General features: G+C 53.4%; 19 protein-coding genes. 17 read left to right on the top strand and 2 right to left on the bottom strand.

What is annotated here, in order from left to right:
* Positions 1–6: 6 nt before the first annotated feature.
* From AC3CB2_RS08135 to AC3CB2_RS08085, 11 genes are all read left to right on the top strand, one after another.
* A complete protein-coding gene (locus AC3CB2_RS08135) occupies positions 7–735 on the top strand; it encodes a hypothetical protein (protein ID WP_352929339.1) in 729 nt (242 codons plus the stop codon).
* Complete coding sequence (gene sctL, locus AC3CB2_RS08130) at positions 714–1361, top strand: type III secretion system stator protein SctL (protein WP_352929341.1); 648 nt, start codon at positions 714–716, stop codon at positions 1359–1361. The genes AC3CB2_RS08135 and sctL overlap by 22 nt, the downstream gene beginning before the upstream one ends.
* On the top strand, positions 1361–2737 hold the full coding sequence (gene sctN, locus AC3CB2_RS08125) for a type III secretion system ATPase SctN (protein ID WP_352929344.1): 1377 nt from the start codon (positions 1361–1363) through the stop codon (positions 2735–2737). Before sctL ends, sctN begins: the two co-directional genes overlap by 1 nt.
* Positions 2734–3213 carry a type III secretion system stalk subunit SctO gene (gene sctO / locus AC3CB2_RS08120; protein ID WP_075696978.1) on the top strand — a complete coding sequence of 160 codons (480 nt, stop codon included), beginning with the start codon at positions 2734–2736 and terminating at the stop codon, positions 3211–3213. Before sctN ends, sctO begins: the two co-directional genes overlap by 4 nt.
* A complete protein-coding gene (locus AC3CB2_RS08115; RefSeq protein WP_352929346.1) occupies positions 3210–3959 on the top strand; it encodes a hypothetical protein in 750 nt (249 codons plus the stop codon). Before sctO ends, AC3CB2_RS08115 begins: the two co-directional genes overlap by 4 nt.
* Complete coding sequence (locus AC3CB2_RS08110) at positions 3956–5008, top strand: FliM/FliN family flagellar motor switch protein (RefSeq protein WP_352929349.1); 1053 nt, start codon at positions 3956–3958, stop codon at positions 5006–5008. Before AC3CB2_RS08115 ends, AC3CB2_RS08110 begins: the two co-directional genes overlap by 4 nt.
* A 71-nt stretch (positions 5009–5079) precedes the next feature.
* A complete protein-coding gene (gene sctR, locus AC3CB2_RS08105; protein WP_041768662.1) occupies positions 5080–5724 on the top strand; it encodes a type III secretion system export apparatus subunit SctR in 645 nt (214 codons plus the stop codon).
* Positions 5725–5748: 24 nt separating this feature from the next.
* Positions 5749–6018 carry a type III secretion system export apparatus subunit SctS gene (gene sctS / locus AC3CB2_RS08100; protein ID WP_008546860.1) on the top strand — a complete coding sequence of 90 codons (270 nt, stop codon included), beginning with the start codon at positions 5749–5751 and terminating at the stop codon, positions 6016–6018.
* 5 nt (positions 6019–6023) lie between these two features.
* On the top strand, positions 6024–6866 hold the full coding sequence (gene sctT, locus AC3CB2_RS08095) for a type III secretion system export apparatus subunit SctT (RefSeq protein WP_352929354.1): 843 nt from the start codon (positions 6024–6026) through the stop codon (positions 6864–6866).
* The gene (gene sctU / locus AC3CB2_RS08090; RefSeq protein WP_008547285.1) at positions 6863–7996 is read left to right on the top strand and encodes a type III secretion system export apparatus subunit SctU; all 1134 of its coding nucleotides are present in this window, start codon (positions 6863–6865) and stop codon (positions 7994–7996) included. The genes sctT and sctU overlap by 4 nt, the downstream gene beginning before the upstream one ends.
* 152 nt (positions 7997–8148) lie before the next feature.
* On the top strand, positions 8149–9054 hold the full coding sequence (locus AC3CB2_RS08085; protein WP_352929358.1) for an alpha/beta hydrolase family protein: 906 nt from the start codon (positions 8149–8151) through the stop codon (positions 9052–9054).
* A gap of 706 nt (positions 9055–9760) precedes the next feature.
* On the opposite strand, the gene sctV is transcribed toward AC3CB2_RS08085, so the two are convergent.
* Positions 9761–11854, bottom strand: coding sequence for a type III secretion system export apparatus subunit SctV (gene sctV, locus AC3CB2_RS08080; protein WP_425328924.1), 2094 nt, complete (start codon positions 11852–11854; stop codon positions 9761–9763).
* A 194-nt stretch (positions 11855–12048) separates the two neighbouring features.
* A complete protein-coding gene (locus tag AC3CB2_RS08075; RefSeq protein ID WP_352929361.1) occupies positions 12049–12507 on the bottom strand; it encodes a type III secretion system chaperone in 459 nt (152 codons plus the stop codon).
* 307 nt (positions 12508–12814) lie between these two features.
* Between AC3CB2_RS08075 and AC3CB2_RS08070 the strand changes: the two genes are divergently transcribed.
* The 6 genes from AC3CB2_RS08070 to AC3CB2_RS08045 all read left to right on the top strand — a co-directional run bounded on the left by AC3CB2_RS08070 (position 12815) and on the right by AC3CB2_RS08045 (position 18724).
* Positions 12815–14047, top strand: a complete 1233-nt coding sequence (locus AC3CB2_RS08070) for a branched-chain amino acid ABC transporter substrate-binding protein (protein ID WP_352929363.1) — start codon at positions 12815–12817, stop codon at positions 14045–14047.
* A 69-nt stretch (positions 14048–14116) separates the two neighbouring features.
* Entirely contained in the window at positions 14117–15049 is a 933-nt protein-coding gene (locus AC3CB2_RS08065; protein WP_075696984.1) for a branched-chain amino acid ABC transporter permease, read from the top strand.
* The gene (locus AC3CB2_RS08060) at positions 15046–16323 is read left to right on the top strand and encodes a branched-chain amino acid ABC transporter permease (protein WP_352929366.1); all 1278 of its coding nucleotides are present in this window, start codon (positions 15046–15048) and stop codon (positions 16321–16323) included. The genes AC3CB2_RS08065 and AC3CB2_RS08060 overlap by 4 nt, the downstream gene beginning before the upstream one ends.
* Positions 16320–17090, top strand: coding sequence for an ABC transporter ATP-binding protein (locus AC3CB2_RS08055; RefSeq protein ID WP_352929368.1), 771 nt, complete (start codon positions 16320–16322; stop codon positions 17088–17090). Before AC3CB2_RS08060 ends, AC3CB2_RS08055 begins: the two co-directional genes overlap by 4 nt.
* 20 nt (positions 17091–17110) lie before the next feature.
* A complete protein-coding gene (locus AC3CB2_RS08050) occupies positions 17111–17806 on the top strand; it encodes an ABC transporter ATP-binding protein (protein ID WP_352931727.1) in 696 nt (231 codons plus the stop codon).
* Between the two features lie 108 nt (positions 17807–17914).
* Entirely contained in the window at positions 17915–18724 is an 810-nt protein-coding gene (locus AC3CB2_RS08045) for an IclR family transcriptional regulator (protein ID WP_352929370.1), read from the top strand.
* Positions 18725–18855 lie beyond the last annotated feature (131 nt).

The following is an 18855-nucleotide window of genomic DNA, read 5'->3' as shown; positions in this document are numbered from 1 at the left end:
TAGGGCATGATGACGGGTACTCCACATCACTCTGCAGTCTGGCCTTTACAGGCCAGACTTGCTGCATCTTTGCTGAACCCTCTCGCCTTTGCGCATGATGACCATCTGGCTGCAACCGGATTGGAGCTTGGCGTGTTGCGTGGCCTTTCCGGGCATGATGATTTCCGCCGCCCCTTAAACACACATGTATCACGTTTGCTTGGGCTCAACGGCCTTGCTGTTGATATTGCTGCAACTGACAAGCTTTCGGTTTCTGATCAGGCGCGACTGGCATTGATGCTGTGTAGTCTGGGAGCTGAGGATTTTGGCGGCGTGCTGCGCATCATCGCGATTGCCCGCGTGCATGACATGATAGGGCGTCTTGTGCTCAAGAGCCATTGCCAACGGATGGAAGCTCTGTTCGGTGAGGATGTGTTTGATATCGCCATCCGTGATGTGGCGTTTTTCTTCGGCACTCTTGGATATTCGGCTGAAGAAGATGATGCGTTTGATCAGCTGTGTAGCGGCAGTGATGAGGAGGCTTTGCAGGCTCTCACTTTGATTGGTGCTGAAGGTATCCTGGCTTTTGTCAGTGCGGTTGATGAGAAGCTTGAGCCGTTGGTGCGCCTACGTTTTTCCAATGAGCTTAACGAGAAACTCAGCGCTCGCTTGCAGGTGATGCGAGCAGAGCAGCAAGAGCATTTTGTCCAGTATTTACGTCGGAGATTGCCACAATGGCGAGCATTTATAGACTGAAAGAGCTGGGCGCTCAGCTGACGCCAGGCACTCACATTATCAAGGAAGCTGAGTTCGCTTCTGTTGAAACGGCTGATCAGATCATCGCAACAGCGCAGCGCAGGGCAGAGGAAATTCTGCAGGATGCGACGTGTGTTTATGAAGAGCAGAAAAAGCAGGGATACGAAGACGGCGTTCGCAAAGCGCAGTCGGAGGCGTGTGAACGTATTATAGCGGAGCAAGCTTTGCTGGATACGCGCCTGCGTGAGGTGGAACACGATGTTGTCACCGTCACTATTACTCTGCTGCGTCGTTTGCTGGATGAGTTTGATGATGCAGAGCGTGTGCGCTTGATGGCGCGCAGCATGCTGAAGTCCTTGCGCGCTGAAAAGCGTGTTCGCTTGCATGTGGCGCCGGAGATGTACGCCAAGGCTACGGCGATGACCCGTGCGATCACCGATGGTTTCAAGCAGATTGAGTTTCTTGAGATCGTTGAGGATGGTGAACTTCAAGGTGCGCATATCGCGCTGGATGCGCCTGTTGGCCGTGTGGATGGCAACTTGCAGGTTCGGCTGGAAGAGATTGAAGAGATCCTGCGCAGAACATCGTCTGGCCAAGTGTCCTCCAACAAGCTCGCGGAGGGATAATGGCCTCCATCATTGAACCTGCAGAGCATGTTGAAGAACGCAGCAAGCAGATCAGCTCCCGGTTGCCGGGGCTTGGTCGTGCATTGGTTAAAGCGTCAACGGATGTGGAGCCCTATCCGCTGACTGGCCGGGTGCGCAAAGTGGTGGGTACGCTCATCCATGCAGTCGTACCCAAGGTGGAAATTGGCGAGATTGCAGAGCTTTACACTCGTTCAACCGGTCGCAGGCTCATGGCCGAAGTGGTTGGGTTTCATGATGATGAAGCGCTGCTGTCTCCAATTGGTGAGCTTTATGGTGTTGGGCCTGATACCGAGGTGCGCCCAACCGGGCATGTGCAAACTGTTGCCGTAGGTGAGGGACTGCTGGGCCGCGTGCTGGATGGCATGGGCAACTTCATTGATGGGGTTGATCAGGAGTTCGTGCCGGAAACCCATTATCCGGTTAATCAGGATCCGCCAGATCCTATGCAGCGTCAGATCATCGACAAACCTTTGCCAATGGGTGTGCGGGCCATTGATGGGATGCTCACCACTGGTGAAGGCCAGCGTATGGGCATCTTTGCGTCGGCGGGTGGCGGTAAGTCCACGCTGATGGCGATGCTGGTGAAGGGCGCAGCTGTAGATGTGACCGTGCTGGCGCTGATTGGTGAACGTGGCCGTGAGGTGCGCGAGTTCATTGAGCATGATCTTGGACCTGAGGGCATGAAGAAGTCTGTTGTTGTAGTAGCAACGTCAGACAAGAGTTCGCTGGAGCGATCTAAAGCGGCGTTTGTTGCGACTTCGATTGCAGAGTACTTCCGCGATCAGGGCAAGCGTGTGTTGCTGCTCATGGATTCTGTGACCCGTTTTGCCCGTGCTCAACGTGAGATCGGTCTTGCTGTTGGCGAGCCGCCAACCCGTCGTGGTTTTCCGCCCTCTGTGTTTGCCACGCTGCCGCGCCTGATGGAGCGGGCTGGCATGAATGATAAGGGCTCAATTACCGCGTTCTATACAGTGCTGATGGAAGGCGATGACATGAATGAGCCGGTTTCTGATGAAACGCGGTCCATTCTGGATGGACACATCGTGCTTTCGCGCAAGCTGGCTGCTGCCAACCATTATCCGGCCATTGATATTCTGAACTCCAAAAGCCGTGTGATGACGGCAGTGATTTCCCCTGAACATCGCGAGATGTCCGGCAAGGTGAACTCCTTGCTGGCAAAGTATGAGGAAGTTGAGCTGCTGGTGCAGATTGGTGAGTATCAGAAGGGGGCGGATTCAGAGGCTGATCTGGCGATTGCCAAGAACAAACCGATCAAGGAGTTCTTGCAGCAGCGCACGGATGAGTTTGATGGGTTTGATGTTGCCCTTGGCAAGCTGAAGAGCACAGTTGCGTGATCAACCAGATAAAAAAGCTACATCTGGTCAAGACACTTAAGGAGCAAAAGGCTCAGCGTGAACTGAATGCTGAGCTGGAGAAGGTCCGGCGCGCCAAAGAGCAGCTGGAACAGAAGCGCAAGACGGCTGCGGATGAGCGCGCCGCGCTGCCTGCCAAGCAAGATGCGCTTTACGAGGAAATCATCAAGAAGGTCATCTCAACCGATGATCTCGACAAAGTGAAAGAGCAGGCGCAGATCCTTGAAAATGCGGTGAAAAAGCTGGAGGACGCAGCGGAACGCGCGGCCTATGTTTATGATCGCGCACTTAAAAATGCGGATGCCGCCCGCCTTGAGTATCAAAAAGCACTTCGCATCAAAGATAAGTATGGAAAGGTTGCGGATGATCTTCGGAGTGAAGCCAATGCCTTGATGGAGGCTGCGGAGGAGCAGGAGATCGAGGAGCAGTTTTCCGGGCGAAGGCAAGTGGAAGTATGAAGGTTTCTCAGGGTTCGCAGCCTCTTGAGCAGCAGCAAAATCTTGAAAGTATCCGTGGCAAGCAGCCGCGAGAGCATGGCAAAATGTCCGGCAAGCAGCAGGGTAACAGGTTCTCTGACGGGCTTAACCGTCATGATGTCAGCCTGTTTCAGGAACAGTTGCGCACTGCTGAGGGCAAATCCGTTCCGGTTCTCGCCAAAGACGCTATGCAGGATGAGGGCGAAGGATCGCAGCAAGGGCAGACTGACCCGCTGGACCTGAGCCAGGCGCGATTGCTGGCTGCGTCTGATCCGGCTGAAGCCCGCACTATTTCCGTCTCCAACCCTTCCGAGCTGTTCAGCTCCGTGCGTCAGACCTCGACAGAAGCGCGCGTTGATAAGGCGATGACGGCGATTGCCAACCAGATTGAGCAGGCCATGCGGGCGGAAGCCATGGCGGATAAGAGTGACGGGCGCGTTTTGAGCCTCTCTCTTGATGCCAACCGCTTTGGTCTTGCTGGTCTGAAGGTGATGTCTACGCAAGGTGGACTTGCGGTTGTTTTGGAACGTGTCACTGGTGACCGGATTGCAGGTGAGGTTCAGGCTGCCGCGCAGGGGCTCATGAGCACATTGCAGCAGCGTTTTCCAGACCGGAAAATCCGTGTTCTTGATCGACTGGAACAGCAGGAGATTGAGAGCGTTGATGCCGGTTCTTCTTCCATGATGGGACTTTCCTCAATCTTTGCGGGGAACAGCACCACGTCATGAATACATTGAATTATCAAACTAAAACAGATCCGCTTGACTATTGGAACGCTGCGCTCAGCTATGCGGAGCAGGATATCACGATTGAGAGCACCCACACGCTGAACTTTCAGATGAGCGAGGCGCCTTCGTCCTTTGCGCAAGGCTGCATGCTGCGTGGGGATACCGGCGCGACTGCTGTGCTTGTTCTGGAAGATTTTCCGTTTGAGGCTCAGCTGAGTGTACCACTGGCTTATGCGGATGTTCTGGAGCTGGATGCCGGGCTGCGTGATGCGCTGATTGAGGGCATTGTTTCCAACCTGCGCAATGAGCTGCCTGCGGACTTTACCAAGGTTCAGGCCGAACTGCCGTTCCAAGCCGTTTCTGCGCTGCTATCCGTTGGTGAGCTAGAGCAACTGAGCTGGTTCTCGGTTCGGTATGGTGAGATTGGTGGGCCTGCGGTTCTGGCAAAAGTTGGTGTGAGGCCGGATGCGCTTTCTAGTTTGCTGGGTGGTTTGCCGCTGACTGCTCAGCCTGCGTGGCGCGCTGTTCGTGAGCAACTGAACACCTCCATCAGCCTGACCCTTTGCGAAGCGGCTTTGCCGAGTGCGGATGTTGCCAATTTGCGCAGCGGAGATCTTGTCGTTCTGGATGCGCCTGCGCTTGGGCAACGCATCACTGTGGACGGGCCGCTCAGCCGTCATCACCTGGTGCTGGTGGAGCAGGGATGGGGCTGCGAACGAATTGAAAGTGTAAATGGTATGAGTGAGTTAGCCGAACAGATGAACGCAGAGCAAGCTGCTGAAACAGGCGCGGAAGAGATCGGGTCCATAGATCTTTCCCAGATGAGCGTACCGGTGCGTTTTGAGGTGGATGAGCGTGAGATTTCCATTGCTGAGCTTGAGAGCTGGGCGGCTGGAACGCTGGTGAACATTGATGTGCCTGCACTCAATGAAGAAACGCCTGTTTATGTGCGTGCTGCGGGCAAGCGGATTGCCAAGGGGCATCTGGTGCAGATTGATGAGCGCGTTGCGCTGCGCATTTCCAAAACTGATCGGGGCGCAGGCCTTTAAGCTGCTTTAGGTCACGCCAAAGCCAACGAAAACCAGAGGCGCCTTGAAGGTGCCCAACCAGAGATTTGCTGATGACGTCTGATCCATTCACGCTCATATTGGCACTTGTGGTCGTGGCCCTTGTCCCGTTTCTGGCCATTGTTGCCACGTCCTTTATCAAGCTTTCAGTGGTCTTGCTGCTGGTGCGTAACGCGCTGGGTGTGCAGCAGATTCCACCGAACATGGCGTTGAATGCTCTGGCGATTATTCTGTCTGGCTACATCATGCTGCCGGTCTTCCTCCAGACCTTCGAGATTTTGGAGAAGGGGAATTACTCCATCGCCACGGTGGAGGATATGAAGACGACCTTCGTTGCCGCCAAAGGGCCGCTGGAAGAGTTTTTGGCCAAGCATGCGGACAGCAAGGAAAAGGCGTTCTTTCTGGAAGCTTCCCGCCAGCTGTGGCCTGCGGAAGTTGCTGACAGCATGAGTGCGGATAGCATTGCGATCCTGCTGCCGGCTTACACGGTTTCTCAGCTTCGGGAGGCCTTTGAGATTGGCTTTCTGCTTTATCTGCCGTTCCTTGCGATTGACCTTGTGGTCTCCAACATCCTGCTCGCCATGGGCATGATGATGGTGTCGCCGCTGACCATTTCGCTGCCGTTCAAGCTGTTCCTGTTTGTGGCTGTTGATGGGTGGTCACGCCTGATCCTTGGTCTGATCAAGACCTACGTTTAACCGGAAATGTGAGAGGAGTAGCCTATGTCACCAGAAGACGCCGTCTACCGCATTTCCGAGGCCATGATCCTTGTGATGATGTTGTCTTTGCCGCCGATCATCGTGGCTTCGCTGGTTGGTCTTGCGGTGTCCTTGCTGCAGGCACTGACGCAGATGCAGGAACAGACGATCCAGTTTGGTGTGAAGCTGATTGCGGTGGCGCTGACGCTGTTCATGATGTCCAGCTTTCTTGGGTCGGAGACCATCGGTTTCACGCAGGCGTTGTTTGACGACTTCCCGACACTGGTCAGGTAACGCCGATGAACCTGATTGCGGAGATCACCTCACTCCATCGTGACGCCTTTCTGGTGTTGTTGCTGACGTTTCCGCGCATTTTCGCGGTGTTTGCAACGTCCCAGCTGTTTAATGCCACGCTCATGTCGCGCATGGCGCGCAACGTGGTTGTCATGGTGATTGCGATCCCGCTTTACCCTTATAACCTGCAGTACGTGGACGGGTTTTCGCCAACCGGCTCGATGTTTATCGTCTACTTCTTCAAGGAGTATGCCATCGGATTTCTGATTGGCTACACGATCTCTTGTCTGCTGTGGGCGGTGCAGTCTGCGGGTACGTTGATCGACAACCAGCGCGGTGCAGCTGTTGCGTCCAGTATTGATCCGATGCTGGGCAACGAAAGCTCGCCGATCGGGGACTTGTTCTCCCGTGCGTTTATTCTCTACCTCTTCCTGACACCAGGCTTCTTCTTCATTCTGACGCTGGTCTATAACTCCTACATGATCTTTCCGGTCACCGAGTTTGTGCCTGTGTTGCCGGAAGAGTTTCCTGAGTTGATCCTGTCCATCTTCGATAATGCCATGCGCCTGATGTTCATTATGGCAGCGCCGCTGGTTATTCTGATGTTCCTCTCAGAGTTTGCGCTGGCGATTATCAGTCGGTTTGATCCGCAAATTCAGGTGTTCATTCTGGCGATGCCGATCAAGAGTGGCGTGGCTGTCATTCTGCTTACCTTCTACCTCTCCTTCCTGCTGCCGGAAGCGGCGGAGCATCAGGTTGAGCTGAAGCTGTTTACGGATGAGATGTTCGGTATTTTTGAGAAGGGGCAGGAGATCTATCAGGATCAGAAGCTGGAGGTCGGTCCATGAGTGGGCAGAGTTCTGGCGAAAAGACCGAACTCCCCACCCCCAAACGAGAACGTGAATCTCGTGAGAAAGGGCAGGTGGCGAAGAGTACCGAGGTGACGACGACGATCTCGTTGTTTTCGGTGATTGCTTATCTCTGGTTCTCCTGGGATCTGAACTTTTCCAAGCTTGTTGGGTTGATGGACGATCTTGCCGATCTGGCAACGCGGCGTGACTTTTCCTCTTCCGCCGGAGAAGGCGTATTTGGTGTCTTCTCCACTTTCATGGATATCGTCCTGCCGTTGATCGGTGTTGCGATTGCTGCTGGTATCTTCGGCAACTTTGTGCAGTTTGGCTTTCTGTGGGCTGTCGACAGCATCATGCCCAAGCTGAGTAAGATCAGTCCGGCAGAGGGCTTCAAGCGTATCTTCTCTCTCAAGCAGGTGGTGCAGGTTCTTAAATCGATCCTGAAAATCGTTCTGCTCAGTACCATGCTGTACTTTACCGTGAAGTATGCCATTGGCGCTTACATCAACTCTCTCTCCTGCGGCATTCCCTGCATCACAAACATCAGTGGTGCGATCATGAAACTGATCCTCGGGATTTCGTTTCTGGCGTTTGTGGGCGTGGCGATCCTGGACTTCATGTTTCAGAAGCATACGCACATCAAGAGCTTGAAGATGACCAAGGAAGAGGTGAAGCGGGAACATAAAGAGTCTGAGGGTAGTCCTGAGATTAAAGGGCAGCGGAAGCGGATTTCTCAGGAAATCCTGATGAGCGATAATCTGGAGAACACGCGTAAAGCCAGTGCGGTGGTTGTGAACCCGACCCACTATGCCGTTGCGATCTCCTATCGCCCGGATGAAGTTGCTGTTCCACTGGTTGTTGCCAAGGGGCTTGATCTGACTGCGCTAAAAATGCGTGCGGAAGCTGAGGCCGCTGGTGTGCCGATCTTTGCCAATGTGAAACTTGCCCGCATGCTACATGCAGAAGTGCAGATTGAAGAACTCATTCCGCAGGACATGTTTGCTGCGGTTGCGGAGATCCTTGTCTGGATCGATCAGAACAAAGACATCCTTTACAACGGACCGCTTGAACGCGGTGTGATCGATCTTGAACATGAGAAAAAGACGGGCGAAGATAAGCCAAACTAAGATCCTGTTATCTTTCCGAAAAGGCTAAGGCTCCTTTGTCCTGAGGAGTTGTGTTGGCTGCATCTCTTAAAAAACACAACTTGCCGCAGTTAAGGAATCGTGCTTCATTTGCAATTGGTTTGTAATTCAATTGTATTTCAAATGAGTTTGCTATGTTTTCTATATTCAAAAAACGATGTTGGCTGGCGGGTGCTTTCGCCATCATCGGTGTGTCTTTGGCCTTACCGACATTCGGAGAGGCTGTTGAATTTAAGGCTGGTGCGATCGGTGAGCCACTTGGTGAACTCAATATGCAGGTCTGGCGTGTACCGGTTGAGTTGGAAGATGGCAGTGGGACAATCACGCTTGAGGCAACTGTTTTTAAGCCGGATGGAGAGGGGCCGCTTCCTCTGGCAGTCTTCAACCACGGTATGGCGGCGGATGCGCCAACTGATGGTGCTTATGACTTTCGGCCTGATGCTGCGATCAGGTGGTTTCTGGCCCGGGGATATGCTGTTGCCGTGGTCATTCGCCGGGGATATGGGCGTTCTGAAGGCGTGCGTTCTGTTGTGAAGGGAGATAACTCATCTTATGCGCTTGAGCTTTTTGAAGAGACCATTCACGATATCAAGAGTGCTGTTAGTTATTTTCGGAAGCAACAGTTTGTTGCAAATGATAAAGTTGTTCTTGTTGGGCTTTCTGCGGGAGGTAATGGCGTTCTTGGTGTTGCCAGTAAAGCGCCTGAAGGTGTTCTTGGTGTCGTCACGTTCGCTCCCGGAGCTGGAGCAATCAACCGTTATAAACTAGGCAATACAGATCGGGTTGAGCGTGATTTCAGAGCGTACGGCTCTACCGTAAAAGTGCCTGTTCTCTGGATTTATGCAGATAATGATGAGTTATTTAGCCCTAAATTAGCTCAGTTCTATTTTGAAGCTTTTACATCAGAGAGTGATGCAGAGCAGGAACTTGTTATTTTGCCACTAGATGGTGAAAAAGGTCATGGCGTGTTTCTTTGGGATAACGGACCTGAGATTTGGGGCCATGTTGTGGAGCCATTCCTTAAGCGCGTAATGCCTTGAGCGGAAAAGTTATTCCCCTTAGGTCCGCTAGCCCCATACTTAACTCATGTTCATGTAAACGGGCAGCTGGCGGACCGACCGTCAGTGCGGCGTGGGCTGGGCGGGGCTACCGGGTGAAGTAACGCATCATCCGGCGGGTCCGTTGAAACACCCCTTGAAAGTCTTTAGTGCAGGGACCAAGCGGAAGCTGGTCACCCGATGGGCGTCTACACTGGCAGCTGCAGCTGTCATGGACAGGTCAAACTGTTCCAGATAGCAACTGCTCAGAGGGGGAGGTTCCAAGCAAAGCCTTGTGCTTTGTGAGGGCTGATCCTGATGGGTAAGCACCTGCTCCCAATGCCTTTCGGCGGAGATCTTGTTTCATACAAAAACGCCCGGGCGAGGCGAGCAGCCAATGCCGAAGAAACTAACTTATTTACAATGCGCAGGCACTGCCTGCTCGCCTTGCTCTCCCCGTTTTTCGGGATCTTAGCTTCCCCACTGCATGACAGGTCATGCGGTGCTTTTGGTGCTTGTTGTAGGGCTATTGCAGAGAAAGTTGCTTGATGAAGATGGCGTCAGAACAAGACGACATCTTCCCGAAATGTGAAGATTTCTGAGGAATAGGTGGAACCCGATTACCCGAAGTTGGGGCTTCTGATTTTGGTTATTCGGGTTCCACCTTCACTGCCCGGGCAAAGGGCAGGTTTTACGCGGTATTCGGGGATCAGGCTGGTAGGGTGCCAACCTTGCCGCGTAAACTGATTTTCTCTAGTGGCTGGATGTTTGCGTTTGGTGCCAGCTCCTGGAAGGAGAGCACTGCCAGATCCGCGTAATCACGCTCGATCACTTTGCGGAAGAACCGGCGGATATCCATTGGCACCAGGATTACCGGAGCAATGCCGTTGTGTGCCAGATTATCGCCAATGGCACTGCGCATGACGGTGATGAGCTGGCGGTGGGTGTCCGGTGACAGAGCCAGATAGGACGCGCCGCTGGTCTGTCTGATTGCACCGCGCACTTCGTCCTCGATGTCTTTGTCGATGAGGTACGCCGGGATGATGTGCTGGCCTGCGGAGTACTTGTGCGTGATGTAGCGGCTCAATGCCATGCGGATGTGTTCCGTCAGCATGAGCGGATCTTTTTCCTTCTGGCCCCATTCTACGATGGCCTGAAGAATTGTGCGCATGTCACGGATGGAGATATCTTCACGCACCAGTCGTTTGAGAACATCAGCGAGTGAAATGAGCGGGACGGCGCGGTTTACTTCGCGCACTAGCTCGTCAAAGTCGCTTTCCATGTGCTTGAGCAGGAACATGCATTCCTGAATGCCGAGGAACTCTGCCGCGTGCTGTTTGAGGACATGAGCCAGATGCAGGCTGAGCATGCCGGTCAGGGTCAGGGTTTGAATGCCTGCGCGGGTTGCCTGCTCAAAGTGTCTGTTGCTCACCCAGAAGGATGGGGTGTTCGGCAAGAAGCTGTCACCTTCCTCGTAAGGGATGTTGAACATGGCAAGGTTTGGCGGCGTTTCGCGGGCAATGAAGTAACCAGAACGGGTAGCGCCACGGGCAACCGGCACCTCGTTGACGAGGATGCGATACTCGCCTTCAGGCAGGCTTTCGTTCAGGCGCAGCTTGATGCCTGGGAAAGGGACGCCGAGATCGAAGTAAAGCGCTTTGCGAACCTTTGCGACTTCTCTGTCCAGCTTCTTCGGGTTGAGGGTGGAGCGTACGGATGATGAGATATCGACGATCAAAGGAACCGTGATGGTAATCGCCAGATCCTGTGCAGCTTCCACCTCGGTTGCCATGTCTTCATCTGGCATCATCTGCGCTTCACCTTCCGGCGCTATAGCCGGGGCAAAAGCCGAGAGTTGCTGAGAGTCTTTCTTCGCGGATTGGGTTTTGGTCCGACGCATTGCAAAGTAAGCGATGGAACCAAAGATAGCTGCCAGCAGCAGGAAGATAACAGAAGGGAAGCCAGGGATCAGCGCGAAGCCAACCATGATGGCTGCTGCGATCATCAGGGCTTTTGGTTCACCGTTCAACTGTTTGGCGATGTCAGAGCCAAGATCGCTGGAGTCATCGGTGCTTACGCGGGTAACCATGAAGCCAGCGGTGATGGAGATGAACAGAGCTGGGATCTGCGCTACCAGACCATCACCAATGGTGAGGATGGTGTAGCGATCCAGCGCGTCAACGGCGCTCATACCATGCTGGGAGGTGCCGATGATGACGCCGCCGATGATGTTAACGGCGGTGATGATCAGGCCCGCGATGGCATCGCCCTTCACGAACTTCATGGCGCCGTCCATGGAACCATAAAGCTGGCTTTCTTTTTCCAGCTTGGAGCGGCGACGCTTTGCTTCGTCCAGCTCGATCTGGCCGGCACGCATGTCAGAGTCGATAGACATCTGCTTGCCCGGCATCGCATCAAGGGAGAAGCGGGCGGAAACCTCTGCCACGCGTTCGGAGCCCTTGGTGATCACAAGGAAGTTTACGATGGTGAGGATCAGGAAGATAACAATACCGACGACCAGATTGCCTTGCACCACGAAGTTGCCGAAGGTGTCGATGATTTCACCGGCATCGGCTTTCAGCAGGATCAGACGGGTCGTTGTGATGGACAGCGACAAGCGAAAGAGGGTTGTCAGAAGCAAGATGGACGGGAACGCCGAAAGGGCGACAACATCCTTCAGGTAGAGCGCGGCCATGAGCAGGATTGCTGCAAGGCTGAGGTTGATGGCAATCAGCGTATCCACGAGAACCGTCGGCAACGGAAGGATCATCATGAATACGATTGCGATCAACAGAAATGCCAAGAGAACGTCATTTCTCTGCGACATCGTTTGAAAGATTTTTTGCACGTCCTGCTCCTGATTTCAGCCTGCTCTTGCTTTCAGGCCAACTCACCTTTCGCTTCTAACAATTGGAAAAAGCCACAGGTGTGCCGCAGCAAACACTTGAGTAAAAATTTAAGAGATGATTTCGGGTTTTCCCTGCACGGAAATGCCAATTATGCAGGTAAGATGATCTCGCCGGTGTTTTCAGTCAGCGCGATTTGGGGTGTAGCGCTGGTCTCGATCATGTCGTTGAGCTTCGCCGCTTCGCTGACGAAGTTTCTGAGGGTGGTGTAGAGTTTGTTTTTGTCGAGGTTGTTGGTGTACTCGGTCTTGATCAGCGCAAGATCGCCATCTTTCTCAACAAGACCAACGCGATAGTTGTGTTCTGCCTGTTGCTCGCCGGAATAGTAGAGGACTTTGCGGTAGGTTTCCTGCCGCGCTTCCGGTGTTGGGGCAGCGAGGATTGTGGAGATGTGGAGGATACTGTTGTCCTCATCACTCTCCAGAATGAGCAGGAAATCTTCCAGAAGAATGGTCCAGGTTTTTGCTTCGGCGTACTCTGATATTTCCAAGGCTTCCAGAAGCGGCCCGACTTCAACCATCAAGTCGTGAATGATTTTGAAGTTGTCCATTCGACAGTCCCTAACTCTACTGATTTATCTGGGTTATTCTGTAGGGTGCGTCTCATGCAGGTGTTGTGCTGTTTGATACAAAGTACTGGTGTCTGAAGAAGAAAATTGCACGCCGCATACAATACTGTTGCGGAGTTACTTGTGATGAAGACTTTCTGCGGCTGAATCACATGTGAAATGGATGTGAAACTGGCTTAAGTCACTATGTAGAATTGAGTTTTACTTATTGCTTGACAATAGAACGTGTTGCCGATCTCATTGCCTTAATAAAATTATAAAGAAAAATCATTTTAGGGGAGGGGTTGTTTTGTCTAAAGGTGTTTTCTGGAAAACTAGTCTAACCGCACTTCTGCTTTCCGGTGGAGTTCTCTCTGCGGAAGCTGAGACAATCAAGATTGGCTATATTGATCCGTTGTCTGGTCCGTTTGGGAGCACGGGTGATGCTGGGTTGAAGCACTTCCGGTATGCTGCGGATGAGATCAATGCTGCAGGTGGCATGGGCGGCATGCAGGTGGAAGTGGTTGCTTTTGATAATAAAATTAATCCGAAGGAGAGCCTTGTACAGCTGCAGAAGGCGATTGATCAGGGTGTTCGCTTTATCGCGCAGGGGAATGGGTCGAGTGTTGCTAATGCTTTGACGGATGCGATTGCCAAACACAATAAGCGTAATCCGGGAGAAGAGGTACTTTTCCTAAACTATGCGGCGGTTGATCCGGCGCTCACCAACAAAAAGTGCAACTACTGGCACTTCCGGTTTGATGCGCATGTGGACATGAAAATGGCAGGTCTGACGGACTGGTTGCGGGATCAGAAAGACATCAAGTCCGCTTACATTCTGGCGCAGGATTACTCCTATGGGCGGGCATTCACGGCTGCTGCGAAGTCCATGATTGAGGAGAAACGCCCGGACATCAAGATTGTTGGAGCTGAGCTTCATCCTATTGGCAAGGTTAAGGATTTTACGCCTTACGTTCAAAAGATGATGAGCGCGAAGGCTGATGTTGTGTTCACCGGTAACTGGGGGACAGATATGACCCTGCTGGTGAAGGCGGCCAATGCGTCTGGTCATACTGTGCCGTATCTGACGTTCTATGGCGGAGGTCTTGGGGCCCCGACTGCGATGGGGCAAAGTGCGGTCGGGCTGGTGAAACAGATCACCGAGTTCCATGAAAATATTGAAGCTTCTGAGAAGCAGATGGCGCGGGTGGATGATTTTGAGAAAACCAACAGCCTCGATTACTATTATGAGCGTGTTTTCACGCTGATGAACATGCTGGATAAAGCGGTTGATGGTGTGGGGGCGGTGGACGTTCCCAAGATTGCTGCGGCGCTGGAAGGCATGACTTATGAGACACCCTATGGTGAGGTGACCATGCGGGCGGATGACCATCAGCTGATGCAACCGCTTTATATCTCTACGTTTTCTGAAGGTGTTGCCCGTGATGTCGAGAACACCGGTTACGGGTTCAAGACAGATATCACCATTCCGGCAGCGGCGACTGAAACACCGACTACGTGTAAGATGCGTCGTCCTTCCTAACATTCTCGTCTGATCAATGGTGTGCTCGGGCAATCGGGTCTGAGCACGCCCAGTTTTCTAGGGGATGTTATGGAGACGGTTGTTTTTGCTCTGCTCAACGGGCTGATCTATGGCCTGTTGCTCTTCATGCTGTCCAGCGGATTGACGTTGATTTTCAGTATGATGGGCGTTCTTAATATGGCCCATGCCAGCTTTTACATGCTGGGTGCCTACTTTGCTTTTACCCTTGGCCAGCACACCGGATTCTGGTTTGCGTTATTTCTGGCGCCGATTTGCGTTGGAGCCGCTGGAGCTTGCGTTGAAAAGTGGGGCTTGCGCAAAGTGCACGCCAGCGGGCATGTGGCCGAGCTGCTTTTCACCTTCGGGCTGGCTTATGTGATTGAAGAGCTGGTGAAGATCATTTGGGGCAAGTTTGCTGTTGCCTACGAGATACCGTCGGAGCTGAATTTTTCTCTCTTTGAACTTTTCGGCTCCCAATATCCGGCTTACCGGATTTTCATGCTGGCTGTGTCCATCGGGATGCTGGCGGGACTGTGGTACCTGCTGAAGCGTACTCGGATCGGGCTTATCATTCAGGCATCGCTGACGCATCCACATATGGTGTCTCATCTTGGGCATAACGTGCCACGGATTTTCATGCTGGTGTTTGCGGCTGGATGTGCGCTTGCGGGGTTGGCCGGCGTGATTGGTGGCAACTATCTGGTGACCGAACCGTCCATGGCGTTTTCCATCGGGCCGATTGTCTTCGTGGTGGTCGTGGTTGGTGGCATGGGCAGTCTGGAGGGGGCGTTTATCGCCAGCTTGCTGATTGGCTTCTTGCAGACCTTCGCCATTTCCATTGATGCCAGCTTTGCAGAGATCTTCTCGTTTGCAGGATTGAGTGCGGATGGAGACATCGGGCGCATCACGATTGCGTCTCTGGCGCCCATGTTGCCATTCATTCTTCTGGTTTTGATGTTGATGCTGCGTCCGCGCGGCCTGATGGGGGAGCGTGAGTTTTGACCGACTACAGTCTTGACCGGTTGCCTGATCTGGCGCCGAGTGCGCGCTACAAGTTTGCAACGCGGGTATTGCCGCTCCTGCTGCTTGCATTGATCCTTTTAAGCATTCCGCTGTTTGAGCCTTCCAGAACTTGGCTGTCGCTGTTCAACGCCATTGGCATCAACATGGTTTTTGCACTCTCCTACAATATGTTGCTGGGGCAGGCGGGCATGCTTTCGTTTGGCCATGCGGTTTACTTTGGTCTTGGCGGCTATGCGGCGATGCATGCAATGAACGCCATTGAGAACGCGAGCTACGATGGCGGCATCTGGGCGGCGTTTCCCATGTTTGCTTTGCCATTGGTGGGTTTTGCTGGCGGAGCACTGGCAGGAGCCGTCATCGGCTGGCCATCCTGCCGGCGGGCTGGAGTGCCGTTTGCCATGATTTCGCTTGGCATTGCTGAGCTTGTAGCTGCTGCCGGGTTCATGTTTATCAGCGTGTTTGGCGGAGAAGAGGGGATTACGGGTGACCGGATGAATGGCATTGAGCTGTTTGGTTTGTCGCTTGGTCCTCTGGGCGAGGTTTACTGGTTCATCGCGTTCTGGACGTTTCTTGGTACCGCGCTGATGTATGCCTTCACGCGAACGCCGCTTGGCAAGTTGGCGCAGGCGGTGCGGGACAATCCGGAACGGGTGCAGTTTGTGGGCTATAACCCCAACCGGGTTCGCTATCTGGTGTTCATTGCGGCTGGTGGGTTTGCTGGTTTGGCGGGCGGTATGTCTGCGGTGAACTATGAGATCTTTACGCCGGAGAGCCTGAGTGTGGTGCCATCCGGCTTAGTGCTTTTGATGGCTTACATTGGTGGTGCGCGCTATTTCGCAGGTCCGATCCTTGGCGCTGTGGTGCTCACTTATATGCAGTCCAATCTCTCTGATTACTCAGAGGCCTGGCTGCTTTATCTGGGCTTGCTGTTTATCGGGATGATCCTGTTTGCGCCGGGTGGTCTTGCTGGTTTGTTGCTGAGTGGGGCGAATGCTTTCAAGAGTTCTTTGGGAGTGAAGGAGTTCCTCCGGCTCGGGGCTTATCTGGTTTCTGCGCTGCTTGCTTCAGCTGGTGTTGTTGTGCTGGTGGAACTGGCTGTTCGTCATTCCAATGGTTTTGGCGAAGCGTTTGAGCCGTTTGGCTGGCATCTGGCGCCAGATCAGGTGATGCCATGGGGTGTTGGCCTAGTGCTGGCGTGTGTCGGTATGGGCTTGCTCAGAGTGCTTTCCAGACAGGGAGGAACTGGCTCATGACAGCTCCTGCTTTACAGCTGACGGATGTACGCAAAAGCTTTGGTCCTGCAAAGATCATTGAAGGGGTATCTCTGGAGATTGCACGAGGAGAGCGGCATGCGATCATTGGACCTAATGGGGCTGGCAAGTCTACATTGTTTAACCTGATCTCCGGATCGTTTCCGCCAAGTTCCGGATCAATCAGTCTGGGGGGGCGGCAGATCTCCGGTCTGAAGCCCTATGAGATCAACCGACTTGGGCTGTCGCGGAGTTTTCAGGTCTCCAACATCTTCGCCAACATGTCCGTGCGGGAGAATGTGCGCTGCGGGGTGCTGTGGTCACTTGGCTACGGGCATAGCTTCTGGCGCAACATCGGCAACTTGAGAGAAGTGCAACGCAAGACGGCAGAAGTGCTGGAGAAGGTTGGACTGACAGAGAAAGCTGATGTGCCTGCCGTCCTTCTGACCTATGCGGACCAGCGCACTTTGGAGATTGCAATCACCATTGCGGGTGGAGCTGATGTGATCTTGCTGGATGAGCCGACAGCGGGCATGAGCCACTCTGAAACCGACCGGGCGATTGAGCTAATTGAGATGGCAACGGAAGGCAAAACCCTGCTCATTGTGGAGCATGATATGGGAGTTGTCTTTGGGCTGTCTGATCGGATTTCCGTACTTGTCTATGGCGAGATCATCGCAACGGGAACGCCAGAGGAGATCCGCGGAAATGAGCGGGTTCGGGAGGCGTATCTGGGAGATGAGGCAGATTTCGCGGAGGTGACGGCATGAGCACTCTTGTTTCAAATGAAATGCTGAAAGTCCGCGACCTGCATGCGTTTTATGGCAAAAGCCATGTGTTGCGCGGGGTGAGTATGGATGTGCCCAAAGGCAGTGTGACGGCATTGCTGGGGCGCAATGGTGTCGGGCGTTCCACCACCGCCAAAGCGATTATGGGGGAGGTGGCGCCGAAGGGAGACATCTGGTTTAAAGGTGAGAACATCTCCGGCCAGCCAAGCCACAGCATTGCGCGTAAGGGGCTAGGGTATGTGCCGGAGAACCGCGATATCTTTCCCATGATGAGTGTGCGGGATAATCTGCTGCTTGGCATCAAGGATATGCGCAAGCCAGGTAAGTGGAGCATTGAACAGATGCTCGACATGTTCCCCAATCTCAAATCACGGGCAGATACGGCTGCGGGGGTGCTTTCTGGCGGTGAGAAGCAAATGCTGACCATATGCCGGACGCTGATGGGTGATCCGGATTTGATCATCATTGACGAACCGACAGAAGGTCTTGCACCAAAGATCGTAACGCAAGTGGGGGAACTTATCGCCGAGATTGCGCGAGCTGGTGTTTCCATCCTACTGGTGGAGCAGAAGCTCTCCATTGCGCTGAAGATTGCGCAGCAGGTCTATGTGATGGGGCATGGGGAGATTGTTTATCATGGTACGCCTGATGAGTTCCGGGCGCGAGATGATATCCGGCGGGAATGGCTGGAGGTGTGATCCTCCTTTTTCTTGGAGAAGTGTGGCTACACGCTTTGCGGGTGTTCTTTGAGGACTGTGATCTATGCTAGGCAAATGGGTGTGACTGATTGGGACGGGGTTTGAGCGTTGACGGGACATGAAGAAAAAGACCGGCGGTTTGCAACAACGCTGGCGCGTGGACTGCAGGTTTTGCGGGCTTTTCGGGCTTCTGATGATGGCCTTGGCAATCAGGAGATCTCGCAGCGCACCGGAATCCCTAAGTCTACAGTTTCTCGGTTGACCTTCACCCTGCAGCAGCTTGGCTACCTTAGTCATGCACGGCGGCATGACCGGTACCGGTTTGGTCCTGCCGCTCTTGCGCTGGGCAACATTGCAAGCGCCTCTGTGTCCTTCATTGAAGCGGCCAACCCGATGATGCAGCAACTGGCGGATGAAACGGGTACGCTTGCGCTGCTTGCGGTGCTTGATGAAAACAAGATGCTGCTGACCAAGACATGGCGACCAAAGGGTGTACCTGCCATCTGGCTGGAAGTAGGGCACCGTATTCCGATCACCGGCTCATCTTCAGGCCATGCTTATCTGGCTAGCGTGTCTGATCAGGAATTCAAGCAGGTGTGCGAGCGTGTGCACGGGCGTGATGAGGGCATCTCTGTTGAGGACTTGGAGGTTGTTCGAGCTGCGGGGTACTCTCAGTTGCTGGCGCAAGGCTTTGTGATTGTTGATGAAGATAAGCGCTACGCTGAGAACATCAATGCGGTTTCAACCGGGTTCCGCTCCTACGACTTTGGCGAGCCGGTTGCGATCAGCTGTGGTGCCACGCCGGATATACTGAGTTATGAGCGGATGCGGGATGAGGTTGGGCCTAAGCTGCGTGACAGGGTGAAAGAGCTTGAGCGTGCTCTTGGCTTGCCTTCCGTTCTGGTGAACCGCGGCTGAGTATTCTTCCCGTTTCTTCTGTCTGTTATTGGCGTGCAGCCCGCTATGGGTATTCTTTAAATTCTGCATAATGGAATTGTAAATTACATATTGAAATAATCTGGGCGCGCGATACTCTGACCTTATGATGG

The sequence above is a fragment of the Pseudovibrio sp. SCP20 genome, from assembly GCF_057774105.1.
The sequence above is the reverse complement of the archived record's forward strand: the minus strand, read 5'-3'. Positions and strand labels throughout refer to the sequence as shown.